24 protein-coding genes, 1 tRNA gene and 2 pseudogenes are annotated in these 24637 nt (G+C 67.8%); 9 read left to right on the top strand and 18 right to left on the bottom strand.

The annotated features are described in order from the left end of the window. Positions 1 to 137: 137 nt before the first annotated feature. From SMIR_RS21560 to SMIR_RS21550, 4 genes and pseudogenes are all read left to right on the top strand, one after another. Positions 138 to 527, top strand: a complete 390-nt coding sequence (locus SMIR_RS21560; protein WP_212727259.1) for a hypothetical protein — start codon at positions 138 to 140, stop codon at positions 525 to 527. 467 nt (positions 528 to 994) lie between these two features. Then, positions 995 to 2290, top strand: a pseudogene (locus SMIR_RS44615) (DUF7933 domain-containing protein); the annotation flags it as partial. Then, positions 2288 to 2497 (top strand): annotated as a pseudogene (locus SMIR_RS43620) (chaplin family protein); the annotation flags it as partial. The pseudogenes SMIR_RS44615 and SMIR_RS43620, both read left to right, overlap by 3 nt. Before the next feature lie 165 nt (positions 2498 to 2662). Next, a tRNA-Leu gene (locus SMIR_RS21550) sits at positions 2663 to 2723 on the top strand. Between the two features lie 506 nt (positions 2724 to 3229). Here SMIR_RS21550 and SMIR_RS21545 read toward each other — a convergent pair. The 6 genes from SMIR_RS21545 to SMIR_RS21520 form a co-directional block, all read right to left on the bottom strand. Next, a complete protein-coding gene (locus tag SMIR_RS21545; protein ID WP_168492665.1) occupies positions 3230 to 4009 on the bottom strand; it encodes a polysaccharide deacetylase family protein in 780 nt (259 codons plus the stop codon). 52 nt (positions 4010 to 4061) lie between these two features. After that, positions 4062 to 5231, bottom strand: a complete 1170-nt coding sequence (locus SMIR_RS21540) for an acyltransferase family protein (protein WP_248002962.1) — start codon at positions 5229 to 5231, stop codon at positions 4062 to 4064. A gap of 14 nt (positions 5232 to 5245) precedes the next feature. After that, positions 5246 to 5404: a hypothetical protein gene (locus SMIR_RS21535; protein ID WP_168486603.1), complete on the bottom strand. Its 159-nt coding sequence runs from the start codon at positions 5402 to 5404 to the stop codon at positions 5246 to 5248. A 97-nt stretch (positions 5405 to 5501) separates the two neighbouring features. Continuing rightward, a complete protein-coding gene (locus SMIR_RS21530; RefSeq protein WP_249938455.1) occupies positions 5502 to 6518 on the bottom strand; it encodes an ABC-2 membrane transporter-related protein in 1017 nt (338 codons plus the stop codon). After that, positions 6515 to 7426: an ATP-binding cassette domain-containing protein gene (locus SMIR_RS21525; RefSeq protein WP_212727258.1), complete on the bottom strand. Its 912-nt coding sequence runs from the start codon at positions 7424 to 7426 to the stop codon at positions 6515 to 6517. The genes SMIR_RS21530 and SMIR_RS21525 overlap by 4 nt, the downstream gene beginning before the upstream one ends. Continuing rightward, positions 7423 to 7869, bottom strand: coding sequence for a GntR family transcriptional regulator (locus SMIR_RS21520; RefSeq protein ID WP_212727257.1), 447 nt, complete (start codon positions 7867 to 7869; stop codon positions 7423 to 7425). The genes SMIR_RS21525 and SMIR_RS21520 overlap by 4 nt, the downstream gene beginning before the upstream one ends. Positions 7870 to 9246: 1377 nt before the next feature. On the opposite strand from SMIR_RS21520, the gene SMIR_RS43615 reads away from it, so the two are divergent. The 3 genes from SMIR_RS43615 (at position 9247) to SMIR_RS21510 (ending at position 11523) form a co-directional block, all read left to right on the top strand. Then, the gene (locus SMIR_RS43615; protein WP_249938454.1) at positions 9247 to 10215 is read left to right on the top strand and encodes a trypsin-like serine peptidase; all 969 of its coding nucleotides are present in this window, start codon (positions 9247 to 9249) and stop codon (positions 10213 to 10215) included. After that, positions 10212 to 10724 (top strand): hypothetical protein, encoded by a 513-nt coding sequence (locus tag SMIR_RS43610; protein ID WP_249938453.1) that lies wholly within the window; start codon positions 10212 to 10214, stop codon positions 10722 to 10724. The genes SMIR_RS43615 and SMIR_RS43610 overlap by 4 nt, the downstream gene beginning before the upstream one ends. 187 nt (positions 10725 to 10911) lie before the next feature. Then, on the top strand, positions 10912 to 11523 hold the full coding sequence (locus SMIR_RS21510) for a DUF4232 domain-containing protein (protein WP_168492675.1): 612 nt from the start codon (positions 10912 to 10914) through the stop codon (positions 11521 to 11523). 62 nt (positions 11524 to 11585) lie between these two features. Here SMIR_RS21510 and SMIR_RS21505 read toward each other — a convergent pair whose 3' ends face one another. From SMIR_RS21505 to SMIR_RS21490, 4 genes are all read right to left on the bottom strand, one after another. Beyond that, positions 11586 to 12227: a hypothetical protein gene (locus tag SMIR_RS21505; protein ID WP_168492676.1), complete on the bottom strand. Its 642-nt coding sequence runs from the start codon at positions 12225 to 12227 to the stop codon at positions 11586 to 11588. A gap of 61 nt (positions 12228 to 12288) precedes the next feature. Beyond that, positions 12289 to 12771, bottom strand: coding sequence for a DUF6114 domain-containing protein (locus tag SMIR_RS21500; RefSeq protein WP_248002964.1), 483 nt, complete (start codon positions 12769 to 12771; stop codon positions 12289 to 12291). A 77-nt stretch (positions 12772 to 12848) separates the two neighbouring features. Continuing rightward, positions 12849 to 13472: a DUF6230 family protein gene (locus SMIR_RS21495; protein WP_168492677.1), complete on the bottom strand. Its 624-nt coding sequence runs from the start codon at positions 13470 to 13472 to the stop codon at positions 12849 to 12851. A 267-nt stretch (positions 13473 to 13739) separates the two neighbouring features. Further along, positions 13740 to 14186, bottom strand: a complete 447-nt coding sequence (locus SMIR_RS21490) for a DUF7144 family membrane protein (protein WP_422664455.1) — start codon at positions 14184 to 14186, stop codon at positions 13740 to 13742. A 180-nt stretch (positions 14187 to 14366) separates the two neighbouring features. Between SMIR_RS21490 and SMIR_RS44950 the strand changes: the two genes are divergently transcribed. Then, a complete protein-coding gene (locus SMIR_RS44950) occupies positions 14367 to 14894 on the top strand; it encodes an LmrA/YxaF family transcription factor (RefSeq protein ID WP_422664454.1) in 528 nt (175 codons plus the stop codon). Here the strand turns inward: SMIR_RS44950 and SMIR_RS21485 are convergent. The 6 genes from SMIR_RS21485 to SMIR_RS21460 all read right to left on the bottom strand — a co-directional run bounded on the left by SMIR_RS21485 (position 14792) and on the right by SMIR_RS21460 (position 21359). Continuing rightward, complete coding sequence (locus SMIR_RS21485) at positions 14792 to 16288, bottom strand: FAD-binding oxidoreductase (protein ID WP_212727256.1); 1497 nt, start codon at positions 16286 to 16288, stop codon at positions 14792 to 14794. The two genes, SMIR_RS44950 and SMIR_RS21485, sit on opposite strands and share 103 nt — an antisense overlap. 361 nt (positions 16289 to 16649) lie before the next feature. Further along, positions 16650 to 18038, bottom strand: coding sequence for a S53 family peptidase (locus tag SMIR_RS21480; RefSeq protein WP_168492679.1), 1389 nt, complete (start codon positions 18036 to 18038; stop codon positions 16650 to 16652). Positions 18039 to 18257: 219 nt separating this feature from the next. After that, positions 18258 to 18650, bottom strand: coding sequence for a hypothetical protein (locus SMIR_RS21475; protein WP_211118736.1), 393 nt, complete (start codon positions 18648 to 18650; stop codon positions 18258 to 18260). A gap of 172 nt (positions 18651 to 18822) precedes the next feature. Beyond that, on the bottom strand, positions 18823 to 19053 hold the full coding sequence (locus SMIR_RS21470; protein WP_212727255.1) for a hypothetical protein: 231 nt from the start codon (positions 19051 to 19053) through the stop codon (positions 18823 to 18825). A gap of 61 nt (positions 19054 to 19114) precedes the next feature. Then, on the bottom strand, positions 19115 to 20290 hold the full coding sequence (locus SMIR_RS21465; RefSeq protein WP_248002965.1) for an acyltransferase family protein: 1176 nt from the start codon (positions 20288 to 20290) through the stop codon (positions 19115 to 19117). A gap of 334 nt (positions 20291 to 20624) precedes the next feature. Next, positions 20625 to 21359 (bottom strand): rhomboid family intramembrane serine protease, encoded by a 735-nt coding sequence (locus tag SMIR_RS21460; protein ID WP_168492684.1) that lies wholly within the window; start codon positions 21357 to 21359, stop codon positions 20625 to 20627. Positions 21360 to 21569: 210 nt separating this feature from the next. Here SMIR_RS21460 and SMIR_RS21455 point away from each other — a divergent pair, with 210 nt between their 5' ends. Beyond that, positions 21570 to 22253 (top strand): GntR family transcriptional regulator, encoded by a 684-nt coding sequence (locus SMIR_RS21455; protein ID WP_248002966.1) that lies wholly within the window; start codon positions 21570 to 21572, stop codon positions 22251 to 22253. A 94-nt stretch (positions 22254 to 22347) separates the two neighbouring features. On the opposite strand, the gene SMIR_RS21450 is transcribed toward SMIR_RS21455, so the two are convergent. Further along, complete coding sequence (locus SMIR_RS21450) at positions 22348 to 23190, bottom strand: calcium-binding protein (RefSeq protein WP_168492686.1); 843 nt, start codon at positions 23188 to 23190, stop codon at positions 22348 to 22350. Between the two features lie 161 nt (positions 23191 to 23351). Further along, the gene (locus tag SMIR_RS21445) at positions 23352 to 24554 is read right to left on the bottom strand and encodes an MFS transporter (protein WP_168492688.1); all 1203 of its coding nucleotides are present in this window, start codon (positions 24552 to 24554) and stop codon (positions 23352 to 23354) included. Between the last annotated feature and the right edge of the window lie 83 nt (positions 24555 to 24637).

Genomic DNA, 24637 nt, shown 5'->3' with positions numbered 1-24637 from the left:
TGTAACGCGAATCGTTTCCTTGGTCTGGTGTCGCAGTGGAGGGCCACAGTGTGGGCCTCGGCACCGAGCCGGGAATTACGGATTGCACGCCCGGCCCCGACCAGGGTCGGTGTGCACGAACGTGAGGTGACAGATTCATGTCTGTTTCTCGTACGACGATCCGCCTGATCGCCACCTGTGTGGCTTCGGGCGCACTCGTCGGCGCGGCCGCCATGCCGGCTCTGGCCGCCGGAGCCGGCCACGACCGCGACAACGGGAGGGGTTACTCGCACAGTCACAGGAGCGACCACGACCACGACGGCCACTTCGGCGACCGGGACCGGGGCCGGGGCTGGGGCTGGGGCTGGGACCGGGGCCACGACCGGGACCGGGACCGGGATCGGGGCCACGACCGGGACCGGGACCGGGACCGGGGCTGGGGCTGGGACCGGGGCCACGACCGGGACCGGGACCAGGACCGGGGCGGGCGCCACGGCTGGTACGGCGACCAGCACCGGGATCAGGACCGCTACCTCGGCCACCACTGACCCGCCTTGGAGGCTGTGCTCTGACGCGGAGGCCCACACCCTCTGCCACCCGTCGTCACAGCCGGCACGGCCGCTACACCCAGCCGGAGGGCCGAAGACTGTTCCTTGCAGTCTTCGGCCCTCCGGCCACTTGTCGCACCAGTCGACGGCAGCAGCCAGAGCGCACCCGGATCGAATCCCTAGAGCGGGTGTCGCAGGTTCGAATCCCGCCAGGGGCACAGCAAGAAGGGCCGGCTCAGGAGGGGTTTCCTCCAGGGCCGGCCCTTGGCCGCTTCCGGTGCCATGCACTACGTCCGAGCGACGTCCTTGTTCTTGCTGTCCGAGGGGTCTCCCCGTGTATGGCGAACTCAGAGAAAGCGAGCGCGGACATCGGGCCGTCCGTCTAACCGACACCCATAAGATTCACCGGATCAAATTCTGATATGCGCCTACAGGATTGGCTCCGAGTGCGACCAATACGGTGAAAAATGCAGTCGCCATGCTCGCCGGTTGTCTTCTTTTGGCGGCATGTGCTGGGATGTCGGCGACATGCCCTTTCGGAGTGCATAGTAAATGGTCTGGGCCGCCTCATTTCAGCCCGTGCCCGCTGTTGCTTGTACGCCGTGGCAATTGGAAAAGAGGTGGCGGCAATTTCCGTGGTGAAGCTTTCTTGGTGTACGCGCACCGCATCAGTGGCCCTGATGGCACTTGCGATCACGAGCGCTCTAGCGACCGCTCAAGCCCAGGCCCTGGGAAATCCGGCGCGCGTGGACGCCCTTCGCGCATCCGGCACCCCGGGAGTCCCGCAGGCCCCGGTCACGGTGTTCGTCGAGAACTTCGAAAACAACACAGGCGACACCCCGACTTTCCTGGAGGACTACGTTGGGGCTCCACCGCTCAACGAGAGGTACACGGCCGACCCACCGTGGCTTGACCACGGACAGTGCAACGGCATCATCCTGAACCAGACTGGCGCTGATCAGCCTGACTGCCGGTGGGTGCAGTATTTGAAGGACATGGCCAATGCGCTGGGGCAGGTCGGCGGGATGAATCCGCCGACCAACCACGCGGTGTCGGCGTACAGCGACACTGTGAACCCTGGCTCCGACCGGGTGGAATTCCGGACCGAGCAGCCGATCCCGATCGCGAAGCCGAATCGCTACATCACCTTCGCGGTGGACGTAGCTGCGGATAATTGCGCACTCGAGAATCCGCTGCTGAAGTTCTATCTGACCGGCAGTGGTCCGGACATCCCGACCTTCACCACCCCCATCAATCCCTGTACCGACCCCAAATCCAAGCCCTACCCCGGAGGAATGAGAGGGCTCAAGGCCGGGTCGTTCGCCGGCGACAGAGCCGTACTGTTCAACGGCACCCAGTTGGGCATCAAGATGCTCAATGGGCAAGGAGGATCGAACGGCAACGACCACGCCTTCGACAACATCCGGATCCTGGATGCGACTCCGCAGCTGGACAAGTCGTTCAGTCCCGCCACCATTGACGAGGGCGGCACCTCGACGCTCACCATGACGGTGACCAACACCAGTGAACTGGCGGCGAAGAACGACTTCGCCCTCACCGACAGCCTGCCCGCGGGCGTGAGCGTGGCCCCGTCCCCCAACGCGTCGACGACCTGCGGCAACGGCACGGTCTCCGCGGCGGCGGGGGGCTCGTCCGTCGCTCTGACCGGCGGCGACCTGGCCGCCGGCGACAAGTCCTGCACGGTCACGGTGAATGTCACCGCCGACAAGGCGGGAACCTACGTCAACCGCCCCGAAGCGATCACCACGGTTGGCCTGAATCCCCCGGGCCCCGCGACCCTGACCGTCAAGCAAAAGGGAGCAACAGCGGCGGGCACCGCGACAGGCTCGGGCGGTCTGCTGTCCGGCAATGTGGTGCAGGTACCGGTGGACATCCCGGTCAACGCTTGCGGCAACTCCGTGAACGTCATCGGACTGCTCAACCCGGCGGCGGGAAACGCCTGCGTCAACGGCTAGCCGACCAGGTCACTCGCCGCGCCGGGACCGGGCGGGTCCCGGCGGGCACAGATCGTCCGGCCGACATCACCAGTTGACACCAACGGCGCTGAACGAGGGCGGACAAGGGCAACTCTGCCCGCAGGGGCAGACAGCCATAAGGGCCCGTTCCGTGAGGTCGCCCCACGCAGCGATCGAACCCCTCAAGCGGGTGTCGCAGGTTCGAATCCTGCCGGGGGCACAGCGAGAAGGGCCGACTCGGGAGGGGTTTCCCCCCGGGCCGGCCCTTGGCCCATGGCGTCCAGGTCGTTCTCATGCGAACTCCTACAGCGGGGGTCGCAAGTCCGAGTCCTGCCGGGGTGCAACAGCAAAGGCCCCGGACACACCGCACGCACGGCCGGCGGGCTGTGCGTGCGGGTTCCTGAAGAGGTCGGCGGCGCCCCGACTCGTGTCGGTTCAGCTGCGGGTGCTGGACGGTCCCGAGGGCTTCGGCCTCCGTCGGTGCCGGCGCCGCCGCTGATGAACAGGTGTCCGTGCGGAGCGTCCACGACCATGTGCGCGAAGTGCGCGATCGGCAACGGTACGTCCGACGCCACGTACGAGTCGACCACGCCGGGACCGATGACGGTCGTCAGTCCCAGGAGCAGCGCTGCGGCGGTCGGCGGCGAGAATCTCGCCAGCTTCATGAAAGGCCCCCGCATAACCTTCACGATCAAGGAGCGCAACTTAACACGGGGAAGGGGTTGTTCAAGGCCGGTAGACCATCCCCGGCTGGGGCTTGGCAGGGGCGAGCAGCTGCGACACCGTGACGATGGTGTAGCCGCGCTGCTTGAGCGCCTTGATGATTCCCGGGACGGCGGGCACGGTCCCTTTGTGCAGGTCGTGCAGCAGGATGATGCCGTCGCGGTGGGTCTGGTCGAGCACCCGTTTGGTGATCAGGGCCGAGTCGGTCGTCTCGTAGTCCTTGGCCGTGACACTCCACAGCACCTGCGCCAGTCCCAAGTCCCGGCAGATCTTGGCCACCTCGCGGTTGGTGCGGCCCTCCGGCGGACGCATCAGGATGGGCCTGGTGCCAGTGATCTTCTCGATGGCGCTCTGTGTCCGGGTCAGCTCCTGACGGGCGTCGTCCACGTCGATATCCGTCAAAACCTCGTGATACCACGTGTGATTGCCGATTTCGTGCCCCTCATGCGAGATGCGGCGCAGGATCTCGGGATACTTCTCGATGTGGCCCTTGCCCTGCACGAAGAACGTCGCGTGCAGATCCTCCTGCTTCAGGATGTCCAGCAGCTTGGGGGTCGTCAGGCTGGGACCGCCGTCGAAGGTGAGAGCCACGCACTTCGCCTTGCGGCAGTCGACGTTCCCGGCCACCGATCCCGATGCCTTGCCGCGGGCGGCTCGTGGCGAGGTGTGATCGTAGGTCGTGACCGTCAGGGCCAGAATCAGCGCGACGGCCAGGGCGGCGGCCACGGCTGATGCGACGGCGATGAGTATTCGAGACCGTCGTATTCGCACGTTCAGGGGCATGCGAGACCTTTCCCTGGATCGAGTTGTTGCTGCAATTGGTTATTGACGACCTTCACGGCGCCCAGGTTGCTCTCGGCGCGGCAACCGTGGGACCACTCGAACCCGCTACCGCGTGCGGATGAACCCCGGCTTCGGCGAGGTCTCGCAGGTGCAGGTCAACTGTCAGGCGTTGCCTCAGGAGGCGTCCGAGCCGACGCTCCACCCACGTGTGGACCAGCGCGGCCAGACCCAGCATGCAGATGACGGACACCGCCATCGAAGGCAACGGCCCCAGCCCTGGAACTGCCTTGATCAAGCCCTTGGCCAAGGGAATTCCGATGCTTTGGTGGACGAGGTAGAAGGGGTAGGTGAGCCCCCCGGCGGTGACCAGCCAACGCCATTGCAGTCCCGCCAACGGTCCGACGCCGGCCAGTGCCAGCAGCCCGAGACAGAGTGTGACCATGGCCGCGCACACGGCCCAGGAGGGCCGGCCCTCGCCGGGGGACGTGGTGGCATGGTCGGCGACCCGGAATTCGAGCACGGTGAGTTCGTAGCACCAGGCGAAACCCAGCAGAAGCCACAGCAGGAGGTTCCGTCCGAACCTGCGCATGAGGTAGAGCACGATCCCGGCGACGAAGAGGCCGATGTACCGGGTCAGCACGAATTCGTTGAGCAGTGGCGAGTGAAGTTCAAGGGTGATGACACCGGCCAGGAGCCAGACTCCGCAGAAGGCCACCATCCGCCGATAGGACAGACCGGAGATGAGCAGCACGGCCATCAGGAGGTAGAAGCGAGCCTCCACCCAGAGTGTCCAGCTGACTCCGCTGACCAGTTTGACCCCCAGTGGCCCCGGAACCATCGTCAGGTTTCCCAGAACTGTACGAGTGTCGACGTGTGTGGCGGCAGGCCAATGGCCCATCCGTGCGACCAGGACAAGCACGACGACCAGGAGCACCGCGCACCAGTAGGCCGGGAAGAGCCGTGATATGCGGGAGACGGTGAACTGTGCGGGAGTCCGTCCCCAGCAGCTCATGCAGATGACGAATCCGCTGATGATGAAGAAGAACTCGACGCCGAGCCAGCCGTAGCGGCTGACCTCATGCAGTAACGGGGCGAAGTCTCTGAGCTCGGTCTTTCCCCAGAAGTGCGGGGTGGGCGTCCCCAGAAAGTGATACGCAGCCACCATCACCGCTGCTGCCAGGCGGAGCCCGTCTATTGCGGCCAGGCGCGTCTGAGTGTCCACATTCCGGGGGCACCTCACTTCTTGGCAGCCATCAGATTGTCGGGCGAGATGTCGGTGCCGTAGAGGTTGCCGGTATCGAGGTGGTCGATGAAGCGCAGGGCGTAGCCGGTCCTGTGGGTGGCGGCGGCACGGCTGTTGCGCAGTTTCTTCGGTGACGTGGCGTCGGCGGGCATGGTGAAGTGACCTCCGTACTGAGGGAATCGTTGAGGAGGGGCCCGGATCGAGGGGCACCCCTGATGTGGGAACGGCAGACGCGATGCTGCGGCGCAGTCAGATGCGACGGCGCAGAAGCAGCACGGTGACGGCCGTGAGCAGGAGGGCGAGGCCGCCGAGGACGGCGGTGTCGGTCCACTGGAAGGTCCAGTAGTCGCCGACCGGGTTGGCTTCGTAGAAACGGGCGACGTACCCGTGCTGCGCCATGCACTCCCTGAGCTCGGCGCCCGAGGGGAAGGGGCAGTTCAATACGTCGTCGTGGCGGCCGGAGGCGGTGATCAGGCCGTAGTGGCCGGTCGACCACTTCTCGCCCATCGGCGGCTTGGGAACGCTGCCGGCGCTTACGTACGTATGCGGCGAGACCAGCAGGCGCGTCCTGTGCGACCACTCCAGCAGCAGGGTCGTCGCCCCGGTCACCAGGAGGGTCAGGCCCATCGCGGCCAGGACCCGACGGGCCAGCAGACCCAGCAGCGTGCCGGCCGCCAGGCCGAAGAGAGCGGCGGCCACGACGCGCGGGCCCGAGCCGCTCAGGGCCGTGTTGTCGTACCAGAACAGGCCGTAGCTGCGGTCGGCGGCGGGTCGCCACCACCATGCGAGCACTCCCGCGAGCAGGCCGGAGACGGCCACCGTGGTCGCCGCGGCGAGGGCGATCCGGGAGGCGAACCACTGGCCGCGGCTTATGCCCTGGGCAAGGACCATGCGGTGCGTGCCCAGTTCCCGGTCCCGGCCCAGCAGTGGGGCGCCCCAGAAGACGCCGATCAGGACGGGCAGGGCGATGTTCGACATCCCCAGGTACTTCAGCGGGTCGGTGTCCAGCAGCACGGGCAGGCCGGTGTCGGGGCGCGTGCAGTACAGCGGCCCGGTGCCGCAGTGGTCGAACAGCCCGCTGTGCAGGGCGTCCAGCATGCCCGAGCGGGAGTACACGGCGATCGCCGCGGCGGCGGCCAGAAGGGCCGCGCCGGCGCCGACCAGCACTCGCTGCTGACGCCACGCGAGCCAGAGGGAACCGTTCCAGAGGGAACCGTTCCGGAGGGAACCGTTCCGGAGGGAACCGTTCCGGAGGGAGTCCTTCACGCCGCGGCCTCCGTCAGCTCGGCGTCGGTCGGGCGCACCGTGTCGTCGGCATGGAGGTAGCCGATCAGGATGTCCTCCAGCCTGGGCCGCTCGACGTGCCAGTCGCCGCGCAGTGGCCCTTGCTGCCGTACCAGGGCGGTCAGCTGTCGGCCACCGGCCCGGCGGTGCACGACGGTGTGCCGTGCGGCCAGGGTGTCGGCCTGGTCGGCGTGCCCGGTCAGTACGGCGTGGTTCTCGCGCAGTGCCTCGGCGTCCTCGCTCAGCTCGATACGCCCGTCCCGCAGCACCAGTACCCAGTCGCAGGTCTGCTCCAGTTCGGGCAGGACGTGCGAGGACAGCACAATGCTCGTGCCGCGCTCGGCGGCCTCGGCCATCAGCGCCGCCATGATCTCAGCGCGCGCCACGGGGTCGAGGTCGGCCATCGGCTCGTCGAGCAGCAGCAGTTCGGGCCGTTTGCCGAGCGCCAGGGCGAGCGCGACGCGGGTGCGCTGCCCGGGGGACAGCTCGCCGACACGGGCCGCGAGTGCGATGCCGCCCTCGCGGACGGTCCGCTCGGCGGCAGCCTGGTCCCACGAGAAGTTCAGCTTCCGCCCCATCCGCAGGGTGTCCGCCACGGTGAAGCGGGGGTAGAGCGGCTTGTCCTGGGTGAGCAGAGCGACTCGGGCGCGGGCCTCGGGAGTCCCCGGGGCGGCGTCCAGTACCTGTATCTCCCCGGTGCGGGGCCGCAGCAGGCCGCCGGCCAGGTGCAGCAGGGTGCTCTTGCCGGCGCCGTTGCGTCCGACAAGGGCGGCGACACGGCCCCCGGGCACGGTGAATTCGCAGTCCCTCAGGGGCCAGCCGCCCCGCGCCCGGTACCGGAATCCGAGTCCCGTGGCGCGCAGCGCGGCGGGCGCGTCAGGCCCGGTCATGCGTCCTCCTCTTCCGCTCCCGGTCGCCCGGGGTGTTGATGTCTGTCCTGCTCGTTGTCGCAGGCGTCCAGGGTGGCGGTGACCAGGGCGAGGATGTCGGCCCGTTCGAGCCCTGCCGCCCGTGCACGTGCCGTCCAGGCGGTGAGGTCCGCGCGCAGGGGCGAGTCGTCCTCCGCGCCGGGCCGCGCGAGCGACCGGGTCACGAAGGTCCCCAGCCCGCGGCGCAGTTCGACCAGACCGGCCTGCTCCATGTCGCGGTAGGCCCGCAGCACGGTGTTGGGGTTGATGGCGGTCGCCGCCACCACCTCCCTGGCCGTGGGCAGCTTGTCCCCGACCCTCAACGTGCCCATCCGAAGCGCCCGTTCGGTCTGCTCCACGATCTGCACGTAGGCCGGTACGCCGCTGCCACGGTCGATCCGGTACTCGATCACATCACCTTCCATGACCACAGCATGCCGCCCACGCCGCGCTCAGTACGCTTGTGTTAATGAATTAATACAAGCATGGTGGAGGCGTGGCAGGGATGTCAACCAAGAGCACTGCCCGAGCGGCCCTCGTCGCCCCTGTTCCGCCGAGGCTCGACGAAGGGCGTGGTGACGGCCGTCACCGCTTGGGACGCAGCAGGGCTGATGCTCGGGTCGCGCCGCTGCGGGTGAGGGGTCTCGCGTTTCCACGTCTCAGGACACAGCCTCCAGCCCTCAAGTTATGCTCAATTCCCTGGTCTTGATTCGAGAACTCATGCGAGCATCGCGTGGCCTGCTGCCATCCGACCAGGCGGCGGGCATGATTCAGGGGGAATCTCCATGCTCTTTTCGCCGAATTCGCCGGCGTACCGCCATGACCACCGTGCACTGGCAGCTGTCGGCGCGGCGCCCGTCTCATCGAACCGGGCTTTGCCGTGCGAAGCCGTGCAACGTCCGGCCCAGCTGGGACACCACTGCCAAGTCTGATCGCGCCTACCCATGTTCCTGGGTGCTGCTCACCAGCGAGACCGCTGAAGACCCCGCGAAACAAGGCCCAATTCCGCGCCGCGGTGGCCAGTTTCGGCGAGTGCGATAAACGAGAAGCGAAATTCCCAGGGCGGCGGCGCGGCCGAGCCGCCACCAGCACCACCTCGTGACATCAAGGGAATGGCGGCCGTAGTGCTGCTGCGTGCCGTTGCGTGCACTGACCACCTTATCCATCGCGTTACCGCCGGCTTTCCGCGGAACTACTCGGGACAGTAAGTCAATTCTGCACCCTGCGAGTCGGCGGAAGGTCGATTCTTCGTGCTCAGATTCCGTGAAACCCACAGGAGTGGAACGTTGTCGTACCGAAGACACCTGCCAGCCGTCGCCGCGCTGTGCGCGGTCGTGCTCGGCGCTGCGGCCCCGACCACATGGGCTGTGTCACCGTCACCGCGTCCGTCCTCCGTCGCGGACCCTGCCACGCCGACCACCACGAACAAGCCTCGGTCAGCCGCGTCAGCGTCCGCGCCTACGCGGAGCCCCTCTGCGGTCGTCTCTCCGCCCGCGGGCTCATCCCCGCCCGCAGTCTCATCCCCGTCGGCGACCCCGTCCCCGTCGGCGACCTCGTCCCCGTCTCCGGGTGCTGCTGCGGGCCAGGAGGCTCAAGAGGCCGCCAAGTACTGGACCGCACAGCGCATGGCCGACGCCCAGCCGCTGGACGCCCTACGGTCAGCACCGTCCGCCCACAAACATGCAACGTCAGCGGCGGGGAACGCCTCCCAGAACGGCACCCTGTTCGGTGGAACCCGCCTCGTAGGAACGTTCTTCGGCTCCAGCAGCACAACCGGTACGAACTGGTCGTGCACCGGCAGCGTGATCGATACCCCGGCCAGGAACGTGATCCTCACCGCAGCACACTGCGGACTTGGCTACAGCAACAACTACATCTTCGTACCGAAATTCATCAAGGGCGCGGGACCCGACCAGCAGCCCTACGGCATCTTCCACATCCAGCACATCTTCATCGACCCCCGCTACATACCCGACAAGGGCCATTCGTCGACCAAGAAGCCCTGGTCCGATCTGGACACCGCGTTCGCGCGCGTCTCGGCGAATCAGCGCGGCCGGCAGCTCCAGGACGCCGTGGACGGAGGGCTGACCTTCACCCAGCCGACCGGCTACAACCACAAAGACATCACGGTCGTGGGCTATCCGGGCAAGGACCACAACGGCGCCGGACAGGCCATCAAGTGCACCGTACCGACGGCGCAACTGCCGGGGTTCCGTCAGATGTCGATGACCTGTGGCGGCTACTACGGTGGCGTTTCCGGCAGCCCGTGGATCACCGACTACCAGGACGACGCACGTTCCGGCCATGTCATCGGCAACCTCGGTGGCTACAACGGCGGCGGCAACGACGCGGACGTCGACTACATCAGCTATGCCCCGGCGTTCGGTTCCGACGCCGCCAACCTCCTGGCCGACGCCGTAGCCAACCGGGAGCCTCCGTCCAACCTGCCCCCGTACCAAGGCATCCAGGCGAAGCTCCCTGGAGGAGCGGCGCTGTGGCAGCACGCGAAGCTGCTGGCCTCGGGCGACTACACGGGGACCCGCCGCAGCGACATGATCGTGGTCTGGTCCGACGGCGAAGTCACCCTGTACCCCGGTGACGGCAAGGGCGGGTTCCTCCCGGAGAAACGGCTTCAGGCGCCCAACTCCACCTGGACACACGCGGAAACCATCACAGGCGGAGACTTCACCGGCTCCGATCTTTCCGACCTCATGGTGCGCTGGTCCGACGGTGAGTCACCCTCTATCCGGACGTCAGCGCTTCGGGCATGACCGGAGAAGTCCAGATGGCACCCTCCGGCTCCATCTGGAAGAACGCAATTCAGATCTCGGCCGGACAGTTCCACAACGGCAAGTACGCCACGGACCTGATGGTGCGCTGGGTCGACGGCGAACTGACCCTCTACACCTATGTCGGTGCCGGCACCTTCGGGACCGAGAACCGCCTTATGGCTCCGAACGACATCTGGAAGAACGCCACCTTGCTGACCAGTGGGAACTTCAGCGGCAAGGCCAACTGGGACGTCCTCGTACGCTGGGTGGACGGCGAGCTCGACACCTACGTGGCCACCTCGACCGCGGGCCTCGGCGCCGAGTCCCGCATGCGCGACCCCAACGACCTGTGGAAGCACGACCTGGTCATGACGGCAGGCAACTACACGCCCAATTCCTTCAACGACGACCTGATCGTTCGTTGGTCCGACGGCGAGACCACCCTGTACGCCGATACTGCGTACACCTCCCTCGGTACCGAGAACACGCTGGTCTACCCGGGCACTTGACACTCACGGCAGTTCCGCAGGACCCAACGGCCGCCTCGCGCGGCACCGGTTGCGTGCGCCGACCAGGTAGGCACTGTCGGGCGAGGCGGCCCGCGCGTACTGATACACAGAATTTTCCGGCCGCTGACTGTGACCGCGGCGCCCAACCGTTCGTCAAACGGATAGACCATGCATTCAGGGGGGAACGATGCGAGCGACCACACGTCTCACCGCCGGATTGGGAGTGCTCATGGTGGGCTTGACTGTGACGGCCTGTGGCCACAAAGCCGGAGAGGGCAGGACCACCACTCCCGCAAGTGGCGTGGCAAGTCCGTCCGTTCCGTCCGCCACTTCCTCCGAGGCTCCGAAACCGGCCGAGTGCCGAACCGGTTCTTTGACGTGGACGCTGGTCCTGCTCCCCACGAAAAGCAGTAGTCGGCGCAACGCACTTTTGACCGCTGCCAACAATGGGCCCAAGACCTGCGTGTTCGCCGGATACCCGGGTTTCAGCGTCCACAACGGGAAGGCGAACAGCCTTGAGGGCGTCGGCCACGGACACCCCAAGCCGGTCACCCTGCACAAGGGGGCAAAAGTGACGGTCGGCCTTCAATACACCCCCCGCGGTGCGAAAGGCGCCGGCGACTATTGCGTCAAGGAGGGCGAAGCGCTGGTCTCGGCGCCACACAACCCCGACCGTGAGCGCACGAACGTCCCCGTCATGGACACACATCATGCGGCGGCCCAGATCGACGCCTGCGGCGACTCCATCTCCCTGTCACTACCGCATGACACGACGACACCCACAGCCACTACAAAATGAGTCCGTGCCCCGCGTGGGGAGGGCGGATCACGCGTTCTGGGTCCTTTCCGCCCTGCCGCAGGTCACCCGGCCGCGACGCTGAGGGTCGGCCCGGCGATGGACATGTCGCCGCTGAGCTGGGCGACCTGTGAAACGGTCACGTTCTCGAAGGTGATTGTGCGGGTGGGAACGGCGGGGTGGGAGAGCCACGGGGGCAGCGCGTCGGGCGTGACGGTGACGCTGCGGTCCGCCGGGAGCGGCTCGCCGCCCAGTCCGACGAGCGTGCCGGAGAGTTTCTGGGTGTACAGAGTCACGTCCTTGCCCTGGACCGTGGACGTGGTCGCGGGCTTGGCCCGCAGACGCATCGCCGCGCGGCCGCGGCCCGCCGTCAGGTCGAGGTCGCCGAAGTCCAGCGACCGTGCGGTGAACTTCAACACCCGCTGGGCCCCGGACGCAGCCCGGACGGTGACCACGCCGCGGAAGGCACTGCCGTGGAGCACGAGTCTGTCCGCGCGTAGCACCCAGGGGACGTTCGCCGGACGGTCCGGCAGTCGGGCGACCGGCGTGCCGGCACCCGCTGGTGCCTTGGACGTGCGGATGCCGCCAGGGGCGAGCAACGCCTTCGAGGCCGCTGGTGTGGCGAGCTGTAGGACCAGGGACAGGGCGGCCACCGCCAGCGCGCAGGCGAGGGGCCGCAGCAGTTGGCCGGCCGAGCGGCTCTTCACCGCACTGCTCAGAGGACAGGGATCGGACTCCGGCCCGCTTGCCGCACAGCCGGTCAGGGCGTCACTTGCCACCGTGGTCCTCACCCGCGGGGCTGGGGGTTGACGCACGGTTCGCTGCGGGCTGCGAATCGGCGGCGCCCGTCGGAGGAATCCAGGCACAGGCCAGGGATCCGCCGATCAGGCCGGAAACCAACCCGATGAGGAGGCCCCCGAAATTGGCGACGGGAAACGAGATGAGGGCAAGCAGAATGACCGTGATCCCTGCGAATACGCGCACCTGCTGGTGGAACCAGAGGGAGATGGCCAGGGTCACGAGCAGAACCCCGATGATCAGCGACCCCGCGCCGGCCGAGGTCGACAGTGCCAGTGGGATGGCGCCGAAGTTCAGGTGCGCGTACGGAAAGTAGAGGATGGGCAAGCCCGCTGCGAAGGTGAACAGTCCTGCCCAGAAGGGACGTGCGTCCCGCCAGGTCCTGAATCCTCGTCGGGCGTCGGTGGCGGCGACGCGCAAGTTCCGGCGTCTGCCGAATCGTTCGAAGAACACGTGGGCTTTCCATGATGTTCGGCGGGCGGGAGTGTGCGACGAGCGGGCGCGAAGGGTGCGTGTTTCGTGCCGATGGGTCAGAAGCACTCGTGGTGGCCTTGCCTGAGCCGCACATCGAGGTCCGGAACGTTGAACGTGGCGGCCGAGACTGCGACCGTGGTGAAGTGCACGTCCCTCAGGAAGGCGGAATCCGCCTGCTGAGCAAAGCCGTTGGGATCGAAGAACCGGGACTTCCTGTCCTGCCGGCTGATCGGGCCCTTGCTGACCGCTCCCGCCGCCACACCGATGTCGAGGTCGTCGAAATTCGCCTGGCTGCTCGACAGGGATGTCGCGTCGAGGAACAAGTTCTTCGCCTCGACCCGCCTGCGTTCGCCGCCGGTGACCCTCAGCGTGTACGGGCCCAGGACCGGGATCGGGACCACCACGGACTGGCACAGCCCGCTGATCTCCGCACGGCTGGCCCCGGTGACCACGACCGGCACGAGTGCGCCCTTCCTGCTCACGTCCACCATGCCGTAGATGCTCAGACCACGGACGTCCAGGGTGTCCAGGGCCACCTGGAACTTCTGACCGGAGATGAGGAACGACGCGGCCAGTGCTCCTTGCGCCATGCCGATACCGAGCGCTGCGGCGGCCATGGCACTCGGGACGAGAATGCCGGCAAAGCGCTTCCAGGAGGTCCTGCCGGCGCGGTGCAGCATCCCCGTCTCCTCCAGTCATGAGATGGACCCGCCAGTGCCGGACAGGGGTAGGCGACGTCCCTTTCTCTAGTGGCGGATCCTAGGCTTCCCGGCGCGGCAGGCGACGGCACGTCGGGTCGGCCGGACGGGTGATGCGGTTTCCGTTGCGGCATCCGGATGACACGCGGTGCGGTGACGCCGTCGATGTCTCCGGTCTGCCGACGATCGCCGAGTGGTCCGAGACCTGGCCGGCGCAAGCTGTGCAGCGTGCCACCGCCGTGGACCTGCTCAGGCCTTCCGTCCGTCGTCGGCCTCTCTGTGCATACCCGTGCACAGAGCCCAGACGACGAAGACGTTGACGGCGACCAACGTCAGGGCCCACAGGGGGTAATACGGCACCCACAGGAAGTTGGCGATCGCGCCGAGCCCTGCCACGGATACACCGAAGAAGCGCGCCCACAGCGCTCCGCTGAGCACGGCGCACCCCGCTAGGACGATGACGATGCCCAGAATGAGGTGCACCCAGCCCCAGCCCGCCAGACTGAACTCGAACGCGTAGTGACGCGTCGCGATGAACAGGCTGTCCTTGGAGATGGCCGCGATTCCTTCGAAGATCGCCATCGCACCACCGAAGATCATCAGTGCCGCTGCGAAGACGGTGGTGTTCGACGTGGGCGCATGCCACGGGCGCGGGTTGGCATGGGCCGTTCCGGATCGGACGGCGTCACCGGCCATGTCGGCCTCCTTGGGTGGCAGGGCCATCCGGTCAGCCGAGCTCCCGGAGCGGCGTGATCCCTCTCAGCCTGGCACGACAACACTCCGTCGGCATTTTGGAGCTGTGGCGCGCCGACTCCGTCCGTCCCCGGCCCGGGGAGCCCCGCAACGGCGGAAAGCAGGCCCGCACTCATACCCGCAGTGCAGACCCCGACTGCCCTCGTCGCCGCCACCGAGGCGTTCGACCGCTGGGAGCAGTTGCTCGCCGAGGCGCCGCGCGAGCACGGCGCCGCCCCCGGCCAGGCTCCCGGGCTCGCGACCCTCATCGTGGCATCTGTCGAGGGCGCCATCGCCATGTGCCGCGCCAAGCGCAGCATGGAGCCCCTGGACCAGGTCGCACAGCGACTCGAAGCCCTGATCCTCGGCGCGCTCGACGGGCCGGTGCGACAGGCGTCCCGGTCTGAGGATTCGGGACGCCTGCCAGGACAGTCCCCAGGCGCTGGAACCCGACTCGCGCGACCGGCGCGAACCGGTCGGCCTCGGGCACGAGCACCGCGTCCGTCGACAGCGAGAAGGGCCGGCTCGGGAGGGGTTTCCTCCGGGGCCGGCCGTTTCCGTTGCTTCGGTCAGCAGGACGCGGGCGGGATGCTCTGCTCGTACCGGAAGACGTTGCGAGGGTCGTACTTCGCCTTGATCTTGCGCAGCCGGTCGAAGTTGGATCCCCAGTAGGCGGTCTCCCAGTCCTGCATTCCGATGTTCGGCACGTTGACGTACGCGCCGTTCACGTAGGACCGCAGTGCCTGGCTGAACTCGGCGATCCAGGCCTGGGCCTGCGGGGTGAGTGGGTCGCAGACGCCTGGTTGTCCTGTACGAGGCCCCCAGCCGGCGCCGGGCTCGGAATAGAACAGCGTGTCCCGGTGCGGGAACGACGAGCCGCCGCGGGGCTCCTTCTTCACCGCCCCGCCGAAGGCCTGGGTGAAGAAGTTACTGTCGTCCGTGGGGGCGTCTCGCATGAATGAGGCGACTACACTGATCGCCTTCTTCGGGAACGGCTTGCTGGAGAACTGCGAGAAGAACTTCCAGTTTCCGGGCTCGGCGCTGGTCGGAACCTGGAATCCCGCGTATACGTCGCCCCAGTTACCGACCTGTACCGAGACACTGGGATTGCCGACCGACAGGATCGGAGCCAGCTGCGCCCTTACCTCTTCCGCCGACCCTTCCGCGAGAACCCCGAACAACAGGATCTGGTTTTTGTGGATCTCGAGCTGGGTTCCGAGGCGCTTGTCCGCGAACAGCGCCGTACGCTGCCATGCGTCGAAGACCCCGTGGAGGTCCCCGATGCCTTCCCATGTCGCCTGCAGATAGGCGACGCTCTTCAGTGGAGACGCCTTATAGGTGAGTGAGGTGACGATGCCGAAGTTGCCGTTTCCCGCTCCGCGGAGCGCCCAGAGCAGGTCCGAGTGGTTCTTCAGATCCGCCCTGATCACCTTGGCGCAGTCGGCACCCGACGGCACGACGACCTCAGCCCCCGTCAGACTGTCGCAGGCCATGCCGAGGTAGCGGACGAGGAAGCCGAAGCCGCCGCCGAGCGTCGCACCGGACAGGCCTACGCGGCCCTCCGTTCCGGTCGTCACCGCGAGGTCCTTCTTCGCGAGTGCGGTCACCGCTTCCAACTGGTTGAGCCCGGCACCGAGGACCGCGGTACGAGAGTCGGTGTCGATGTCGACCGACTTCAACTCGCTGACGTCGATCACGATGCCGTTGTCCACGTTCGACCAGCCCTCAAGGCTGTGGCCGCCGCTCCGCACCCGCAGCGCGACGTTGTTCTGCCGCGCCCACGTGAGGGCGTTGACCACGTCCTGGGTCTCCTGGGCATAGACGATGACCAGCGGATAGTGAGAGAAGAGCTCGTCCCAGCCGAGGCTCGCATCCGCGTACCCGGGATCGTCGGGACGGACGATGCGGCCGGTCAGCTTCGCCGGCTTGCATTTCGCGTTTCCGGCCCCTTCGGTCTCGGCGCTCGCGCCCGGGGCTTCTGCGGCCGCGATGCCCGGGAGAACCACCGCGCCGGCACCGGCGGCCGCCGTCGCTTTGAGCAGGCCGCGACGAGAATAATCGTGCATGGTCCGTATCCTCTCGACCGAACTGCGCCAGTATTCGACTAAGGCTAATACTGTCCGCCGACCGGCGCGTGACATCCTTGTGGACAATCCTTGGGACCCGCACCGCAACAAGGGCGACCGTGGCCGCTTTGTCCGACACGCTAATTGAAGAAGTCGGCAGCATATCGAAGGAGGACAGGCGCAAGCGGACATGAATCAGCCTGCGCCAATTTCGAGTATTTCGATAATCTCAGCCTGAATCCACCGACTTGATTTCTACAGATAAACAGACGGACGGCCCGGGTGTGGAACCCGGGCCGTCTCAGGGGTGAATCTCAGGGGCAACTCTCAGGGGACGAAACCCCGGTGCAGCGGTATGGCGTCAGCCGCGGTGGCTCGCCCGGGCGAGGGCGGGCACGAAGCGGAGGGCGTCGACGGTGCCGACGCCGGTGGCCATGTCGTAGCCGTTGACGGCCTTGTAGCCGGTGACGCCTTCGTAGGTGTTGTTCGTGCCGTCGTTCACGTCGACGATGCCGGTGCTCTTGTCGTGGTGGGCGGAGCGCTTGGAGAGGGCGTACAGCGCCTCGTTGATGTTGCCCACCCGGTGGCCGGCCGCCTGGTCGGCGAGGGCGATGATGCCCGAGAAGAGCGGGCTGGCCTCACTGGTGCCGCCGGTGACGTCCCAGCCGATGGCGGTCGGGTCGTAGCTGGAATAGATCCAGGCACCGCCGTTGACCGCGGCGGCCAGCGACACGTCCGGGGTGCCGCGGCGGGCGCCGACGACGTTCTTCACACCGCTCTGGAAGGCCGGGCGGGAGAAGACGTGGGACTGGCCGCCGCCGCCCGAGCCGTAGTCGTTGTAGACGCTGTCGGGCTTGACGCGCCGGCCCTTGTCGTCCAGGTGGAGCTGGGTGCCGCCGATGGAGGTGACCAACGGGTCCGACGAGGGCCAGGAGTTGACGCGCTTGTTGTAGTAGGTCTTGCCGTCCGCCTTCAGGTCGGTGGCGCCGCCGTCGCCGGAGGAGGCGAGGACGGTCACGTGCTTGCGGTTCGCGTCCTGGAAGGCGTAGCGCAGCTTCTTGATGCTGGAGAAGTCGCCCTTGTCGAAACCGGGGAAGGTGTCCTCGGTGGCGCCGAAGCTCTGGCTGATGACGTCGCCGACGCCGTGGTCGATCATGTGCTTCTCGGCGTCCATCATCTCCGGCAGACCGGTGACGCCCTCGGTCTCGGCGACCGCCGTCTCCACCAGGACTATCTTGGCGTCGGGCGCCACGGCGTGGGCCATCTCGACGTCGAGGGTGGTCTCGCCGGCCCAGCCGGTCATGTCCGAGTTCTTGGGGTCGAACACGGGGACCTTGCCCCACTTGACCACGTTGACCTTGGTGCTGCGCAGACCGAACTGCTTGCTGTAGACGTCGAGGTCGTGCTGGATCGTCGGGGAGCCGAACGAGTCGACGATGACGATGGTGCGCCCCTTGCCCGTGATGCCCTTCCGGTACAGCGCGTTGAGGTCGTACGCGGTGCGGTACTGGAGCGGGTTGTAACAGGCGATGTGCCACTTGGCCTGGCACTGCTCACTGGAGAGCGGGCTCGCCACGTCGCGGACCAGGGTGTGCCCGGCGATGGCCGGGACGGCCTTGGTGTGCGGTACGGCGGCGGGTGCGGCGGCGGTGACGCCGGCCAGCGGAGCGGTCGCCAGCGCGGCGACGGCGAGGGCGGCGGTGGCGGCCGTGGAAGCCGCGACACCGCGCCCGGTACGGGATATGCGCATGAGTCCCCCTGGGTGGTCCTGAGTTGCACGGAATGGTCTCCGTGCATCTCATCGAGTGAGACATGCACAGGACAAGACCATTGAACTGTCGATGCCGAACCCTTTACCCAAACAGCACCTCCGGTGCGAAGGGACTGCCTGGCCAGCACATTCGTGGCGCGCGGACGAAGCCGACGCCCGTACGGCCCTCACAGGCTGCTCATGGCTGCTCATGGCTGCTCATGGGGCCTGCCCGAGGAGCTCCTTCATGCCGTACGGGTACAGCCACGGGCTGTGGTCACCGGCTTCGAGTCGGTCGAGCGCGATCAACGCGTCCGCCGCTGTCTTGCAGCGCGGATGCCGCGTGGCGAAGGCGGCGATGCGGGCTCGCTGGGTGGGCAGCCAGGCGGCGATCACCTGAGGGTCGCCGTCGTACCACCACGTGAACCGGGACTCCTCCCAGAGGAGTTCGGTCGCCCAGTCGAGGCCGAGGCGGACGAGCCCGGCGTCCGCCTCGGAGCCGGAGAGCCCGGCCATGTGCTCCAGCCACGGCTCCAGTTCACCCGTCGCCTGCGCGATTCCCGCCAAGAGGTCGGAGATGTCCGAGGGAGACCGACCGTCGACCAGAGCCATAACCAACAGCGCGCGGAAGGCCTCCTCCACCACGGCGTTCGGGCGCCGGCCAGTCGACGAACCTCGCCCCGTCCCGGCCGAGATGGCCGATTTCCGCGGACGGATCGATGTCGGGGCCCTCCGGCCCCCAATAGCGCAGCGCACGCGGCATGAGACGACGCCACAGGACGACCTACTGGTCCGCGTCCCAGTGGCCGACGACCTCACGCATGAAGTGTCCGAGGAGATCGTCCGATACGTCGGCGGGATCGCCACCGAGAATGCGCAGCTCCGACTCCGCAGTGCAGTAGGTGCAGCCGTCCACCGGGCTGTCGAGACCGGGAGGTGCCGCGAAGACCCGGTCGACCTCGGCGAGCGCGTGCCGCCACCGTGCGTACGGATCGAGGTCGGGAGAAACGGCCATGGCACGACCTACCGCGGGGACTCCACCAGGGGGAACCCGGCGAAGAGATGGACTCTACCCGTCAAGAGCGCGGCGTCGGCGGCTGCGGGCCGAACGCGGCGGTGTTCAGCGAGCGCCGCATGGCCAGCGCGATCGGGCGCTCGACGAAGCGGTGCACGAGGTACGACAGGACGATCAAAGCGGTCACGGTGGCCACGACCAGCGCCGAGGGGTCGATCCGGTGGCCGTAGTGGTGGGCGACGGTCATTCCGATCGTGTCGTGCAACAGGTACAGCGGGAAGGTCATCGCGCCCGCGACGGTCAGCCCGCGCCAGCGGATCCGGCGGGTCCCGCCGAGCGCGATGGCGCCCATCACCAGGAAGAACCCCGTGGTCACGAGGATCAGCCAGCCGCGCCACGGCGACCAGGTGGCCCAGTTGACGCGGCCGCCGTGGGGCGCCAGCAGGAAGTGCAGCGCCAGCAGCCACGACATGGCGACGATCCCCCACAGCAGCGGCGTCGGCCGGTAGCGGTGCATGAGGTAGAAGGCCATGCCGGCGATGAAGTACGGGGCGGACGTCGGGTTCACGATCAGCGTGAGCAGCGGGATGTGAGCGCTGGGCGCCAGCACCGCGGCGACCGTCCACAACCCGCAGAAGATCACCACCCGCTGGTGGGTGAGGCCCTTCCACACCACGACCGCGAACGTGAGGTAGAAGCAGAGTTCCGGCCAGAGCGTCCAGTAGACCGGATCCAGGTTGGCGACACCGAGCGGAGTCTGCAACATCGTGAAGTTCGCGAACAGCACCCGCGGGTTGGGGTGCCCGAACGGGGTGTCGGCGAAGTAGATGACGCACGCCGACACCATGATCGCGATCCAGTACATCGGGTACAGACGGGTGACGCGTGAGATGAAGAAGTCACGTGGGGTGCGCCCCCATGCGCTCATGCAGATGACAAAACCGCTGATCAGGAAGAACAGGTCGACGCCGAGCCGTCCGAAGGCGAAGTAACCGTGCGCCTCCGGGAAGGTGCTCCGGTACGGGCGACCCCAGACGACGACCATCGCCCCGGGGGTCTGGCCGACGAAGTGGAAGAGGACCACCGACAGCGCCGCCAGGAATCGCAGCCCGTCCAACGCGGCGAGCCGGTCCTTGCGGGCGCCCGGCCTGACCGGGATCACCCGTGGCGCGGGGGCCGCCTGCGGCAACGGCGCCTCTTCCACGACCGCCGCCTCGAGCCCCTGTCTCGTGGCCACGCCGGCCAGTCCCCTGCGATCATCCGCCTGGGTCATGCGTCTCCCGTTCCAGGGTCGTCCTTCTTTCGCGGACAGGCCGCGGAAGCCCCCGATCACGTGCCCGACGGCCAAATGACAAGGTTGCCGGATTTGTGCCCTTCAGGGTGGATGACGGCGCCGCCGAGGCCCACGGATGGCGCGTACCCACTGTCCACCGCGCAATACGGGCCTGTCCGTGTGAGCCGGGACGCATACGGCGGGGGTCCGAGGCAGCGGTGTGCGGTGTCTCGTGGATCAGCGGGCAGACAGGCGAGGGCGGGGCTCTGCGGGCCGGGAGTAGGGCGAAGGGCGGGTTCTAGAGCAGGCCCAGGTCGCCGAGTTCCTTGTGGAGGTCGGCGCGCGGGTTGTCGGCGCGGGGCTGAAGGGCGCCGCGGGTGGTCGGGCCGGTGCCGCCGCCGGAGTGGGTGTCCTTGGCGGGCCGGGGGCGTCGGTCCCGGAAGAGCCAGGCCCCGACCAGGCCGCCGATCAGGCCGCCGAGGTGTCCCAGCCAGCTCACCCCCGGCGTCCCCGGCACCGCCACGGTGAGCATGTAGGCGAAGGAGGCCGCCATGACGACACCGATCAGCGTGTCGATCAGGTGCCGGTCGAAGAGCCCGCGTACCACGACATAGCCGAAGTACCCGAAGATCAGGCCGCTGGCGCCGACCGTGTCCACGTTGCCCTGCTCGAGGAACCAGACCGTGAGACCGCTGGTCACCACGATGAGCAGGCTCAGCCCGAGGAAGCGGACCACACCTCGGTAGGCGGCCAGGAATCCGAAGACGAACAGCGGTCCCGAGTTGCTCTCGATGTGTGCCCAGTTCCAGTGCAGGAAGGGTGCGGTGAGGATGTCGGGCAGCGTGCCGATGTCGCCGGACACCACTCCGTAGTCCCGCGAGAGTGCGTAGTGGTCGGCGAAGTTCGCGAGCTGCGCCAGCCAGAGCAGCGCGAGGAATCCGAACATCACGAAGAACGCCTTCCGCGCCTCCGCGATCATCTGCTCGGGACCCATCGGCCCCGTACCGACCCGATCCCGTTCCGCCCCGCCCATGGCACGCTCCCCTCCCCGGCGGATCCGCATCCGCTCCACGACCACACCCCCAGAATGCCAGCAGCCACCGGGCCCGGATCCCAACTGCCGGGGCCAGATTGTTGACGATTTTGTGTACCCATCCTACGGTCGGTAACCATCTCCAAGGAGAGCGGAGAGCTCAAGGAAGCCCGAGGCGCTCCAGGAGTTCGAGACCGAAGGAGTACGTACGTGTCCCCAGCTACCGGCAGTGCCAAAGGCAGCGGCGCCGCGGCCAAGGAGCAGGCCCTCGTCGCGCTGCGCAGGGCCATCCTCGCCGGTGACATGGCGCCAGGACAGCGCCTGGTCGAGGCCGAGTTGGCCGAGCAGTTCGATGTCACGCGGGCCAGCGTGCGGGCCGCGCTGGTCGATCTCGCCGCCGACGGTCTTGTGGAGCGGATCCGCAACCGCGGTGCCCGGGTCCGTACCGTGTCCGTGAGCGAGGCGGTGGAGATCTACGAGTGCCGCATGGTGCTCGAAGGGCTGTGCGCGGCCAAGGCCGCCGAACGGGTCACCGATGAACAGAGCACGCACCTCCTCGCGCTCGGCGAGCAGTTGCGCGCCGCCGTCCAGGCCGCCGAGCCCCTGAAGTACTCCGACCTCAACCGCCAACTGCACGACTTCGTCAGGGACATCTCCGGCCAGGACACCGCCGCCGAACTCCTCACCCGCCTGAACGCGCAGATCGTCCGCCACCAGTTCCGGCTGGCCCTGCAGTCCGGGCGCCCCCAGGTCTCCCTGGGCGAACACCTCGCCCTCGTCGAGGCCATCGCCGCGCGTGATCCGCAGCGCGCCGAGGCGGCCGCCCGCGCTCATGTGGCCAGCGTCATCGAGGCCCTGCGCGCCGTCGAGGGGTCCGGGACGGGCAAGGCCTGACCTCAGGGGGACGTTCCGGCTCTCGGCCCCGGGGGAGACCGAGAGCCTGTCGGGCCGGCGTTCCTCACGCCCGCCCGGCCACCCCGCGAACGGGTCAGTTCTGGTACGTCTTGTTGCGGCCGGGACCGCCGGACAGGAAGTCCTTGCCGGCGCCTCCGTGCAGGACGTCGTTGCCGCTGTTGCCGTACAGCTTGTCGTCGCCCGCGCCGCCGTACAGGGTGTCGTTGCCGCGGCCGCCCTGGAGGAGGTCGCGGCCCGCGTTGCCGTACAGCTTGTCGTTGCCGTCGTCGCCGAACAGGGAGTTGTCGCCGCTCGTCCCCGACAGGCTGTCGTTGCCCGCGCCGCCATGGCACTCGGCGCTGCAGTTGACGAGGGTGTCGTTGCCCGCGCCGCCGTTCGCACCCTCGTCGTAGACCCCGCCGCCGCCGGAGAGACGGTCGTTGCCGCCCTGGCCGTAGAGGACGTCGACGCCGTGGCCGGTCAGGGTGTCGTTGCCCGGCCCGCCGTAGATCCTCGTGTACCCGCCGCTGGTGTTGCTGGTCGTCGCGGTGTCGTTGCCGTCTCCGAGGTCGACGATCAGGGAGTCGAGGTCGGACGCCGAGGTATTGGGCTCGGTCACCGTGCAGACCGCCTTGGTGTCGTCGCCGCCGGCCGGGCGGACGCAGCCCGCGCCGAGGGAGATCTTGACGGTGTCGTCGAAGGTGTAGATGAAGTCGCTCAGCTGGGAATCCGGGTCGGTCGCGCCGAGCGCCCAGGAGATGGACAGATGGTTCGTCTGACCGGCGGCCGCCTTGTAGTACAGCTTCTGGCCGACGACGACCGCGGTCGCGCTCCTGGCGGGCGCGGCGTGTGCCACGGGGGCGGCGACGGTCACGGCCACGGCGGCGGTGGCGAGCGCCAGCGCCCTCGGCAGAGCGGTGATGCGGCGACTGAACATGGTCGGTTCTCCTCCACGGGGCCCGATGGGCCCAACGGGGCCCTGGGGGCCGATGAGGTCCGCGCGTATGTCTGTGTGTATGTCTGTGCGCGTGTGGTCATCCCGTTCGACGACGTCCTCCGAGGGCGAGTTGTGGCTGTCATCGCACAACCTTTTGGGGTTCAGAGGGAGTTCACTTCTGGTTGCTTCTGTTGTGGTGTGGATACTTCCGTGCGTTGGCGGGGGCCCGAAATCAGCAGTGTCGCCGCGACCGATGTGATCGCCATCACCGTCATCGCCGTTCCGGGTGAGGTGAGTTGGGCGACCGTTCCCGCCAGTGCCGCGCTCACCCCCTGCATCGTGAGCATGCCCGAGGAGTGCAGTCCCAGGGCGTGCCCGCTCAGCTCGTCCGGGGTCAGGGCCATCAGGCGTTCCTGCTGGATCAGACTCGCCCCGAAGCCGACCGAGGCGAGGGCGACCGCGCCCGCCGCCACCGCCACCCCCGGCCCCAGCGCGAACGGCAGATACGGCGTCGCCAGGAGCAGCAGGAACGGAATGCCCAGGCGGCCGCGGACCGCGGGCGGGATGAACCGGCCCGTCGTCACATCGCCGACGAACATGCCGAACGCCGCGAAGGCGAAGAGCAGACCCGCCCGGTCCGGGGCGTACGACACGTACAGGGACTCGCAGCCGACGATCAGACCGTTCGGGATCCACAGGAGCAGATACGTCGTCCGGCGCCGGGGCGCGGACCACAGCAGCGCGTTGGTGCGCCAGGTCTGCGCGATCGAGGGGCGGCCGGTGGCCCTCGGCGCCCGCCGGGTCATGCCGAGGCGGGTGACCAGCGCCGCCGCGAGATACAGGGCCGCCGCGCTCGCCAGAGTGATCCTCGGCGAGAGCACCGCCACCAGGACGCCGCCCGTCGCGTAGCCCGTGATCTGCGCGAGGCCGGCCACCATGTTCATGACCGAACGGCCCAGCAGAAAGCCGTCCTTGGACAGGATCTCGTTCAGCAGACCCCAGCGGACACCGCCGCCGAGGGACGAGACCAGACCCAGGACGAAGATCAGGAGGAACAGCCCCAGGACCGGGAGTCCCGGCGTCGCCATCACCGCCGTACCGACGGCGAAGGACAGCGCGATGGCCGTCATCGTGGCGCGCGGCGCCAGCCGGTCCGCCGCCGACAGCAGGGTGGTCGCGCCGACCACCTGCGCGAGCTGCGGCCCGAACATGCTCACCGCCGACAGCAGCGGCGAGTCCGTCGCCCTGTACACCAGCGTCCCGACGGCCAGGCCGCCGATCGTCGAAGCCGCCGAGTTGAGCGCGGAGGACAGGAAAAGAGGGGTGAACTCCCGGGTGCGGAAGAGGTCGGAGTAGCTGCGCATGCACGGAGTCTCGGGTGGCGCCCGGCGTGGTCGTATTGTTTCGCGGAGAAGCGAAACCACGCAGGGCAATGGACCGCGACGGA

It is taken from the genome of Streptomyces mirabilis (genome assembly GCF_018310535.1).
Taxonomy (GTDB): domain Bacteria; phylum Actinomycetota; class Actinomycetes; order Streptomycetales; family Streptomycetaceae; genus Streptomyces.
Note: the sequence above shows the minus strand (reverse complement) of the source record. Positions and strands in the feature narration are given on the sequence as shown.

Coding starts and splice junctions, on each gene's coding strand:
- SMIR_RS21560 (WP_212727259.1), top strand. CDS start 138: ATGTCTGTTTCTCGTACGACGATCCGCCTGATCGCCACCTGTGTGGCT.
- SMIR_RS21545 (WP_168492665.1), bottom strand. CDS start 4,009: ATGCCCCTGAACGTGCGAATACGACGGTCTCGAATACTCATCGCCGTC.
- SMIR_RS21535 (WP_168486603.1), bottom strand. CDS start 5,404: ATGCCCGCCGACGCCACGTCACCGAAGAAACTGCGCAACAGCCGTGCC.
- SMIR_RS21525 (WP_212727258.1), bottom strand. CDS start 7,426: ATGACCGGGCCTGACGCGCCCGCCGCGCTGCGCGCCACGGGACTCGGA.
- SMIR_RS21520 (WP_212727257.1), bottom strand. CDS start 7,869: ATGGAAGGTGATGTGATCGAGTACCGGATCGACCGTGGCAGCGGCGTA.
- SMIR_RS43610 (WP_249938453.1), top strand. CDS start 10,212: ATGACCGGAGAAGTCCAGATGGCACCCTCCGGCTCCATCTGGAAGAAC.
- SMIR_RS21510 (WP_168492675.1), top strand. CDS start 10,912: ATGCGAGCGACCACACGTCTCACCGCCGGATTGGGAGTGCTCATGGTG.
- SMIR_RS21495 (WP_168492677.1), bottom strand. CDS start 13,472: ATGCTGCACCGCGCCGGCAGGACCTCCTGGAAGCGCTTTGCCGGCATT.
- SMIR_RS21490 (WP_422664455.1), bottom strand. CDS start 14,186: ATGGCCGGTGACGCCGTCCGATCCGGAACGGCCCATGCCAACCCGCGC.
- SMIR_RS21485 (WP_212727256.1), bottom strand. CDS start 16,288: ATGCACGATTATTCTCGTCGCGGCCTGCTCAAAGCGACGGCGGCCGCC.
- SMIR_RS21480 (WP_168492679.1), bottom strand. CDS start 18,038: ATGCGCATATCCCGTACCGGGCGCGGTGTCGCGGCTTCCACGGCCGCC.
- SMIR_RS21475 (WP_211118736.1), bottom strand. CDS start 18,650: ATGGCTCTGGTCGACGGTCGGTCTCCCTCGGACATCTCCGACCTCTTG.
- SMIR_RS21470 (WP_212727255.1), bottom strand. CDS start 19,053: ATGGCCGTTTCTCCCGACCTCGATCCGTACGCACGGTGGCGGCACGCG.
- SMIR_RS21460 (WP_168492684.1), bottom strand. CDS start 21,359: ATGGGCGGGGCGGAACGGGATCGGGTCGGTACGGGGCCGATGGGTCCC.
- SMIR_RS21450 (WP_168492686.1), bottom strand. CDS start 23,190: ATGTTCAGTCGCCGCATCACCGCTCTGCCGAGGGCGCTGGCGCTCGCC.
- SMIR_RS21445 (WP_168492688.1), bottom strand. CDS start 24,554: ATGCGCAGCTACTCCGACCTCTTCCGCACCCGGGAGTTCACCCCTCTT.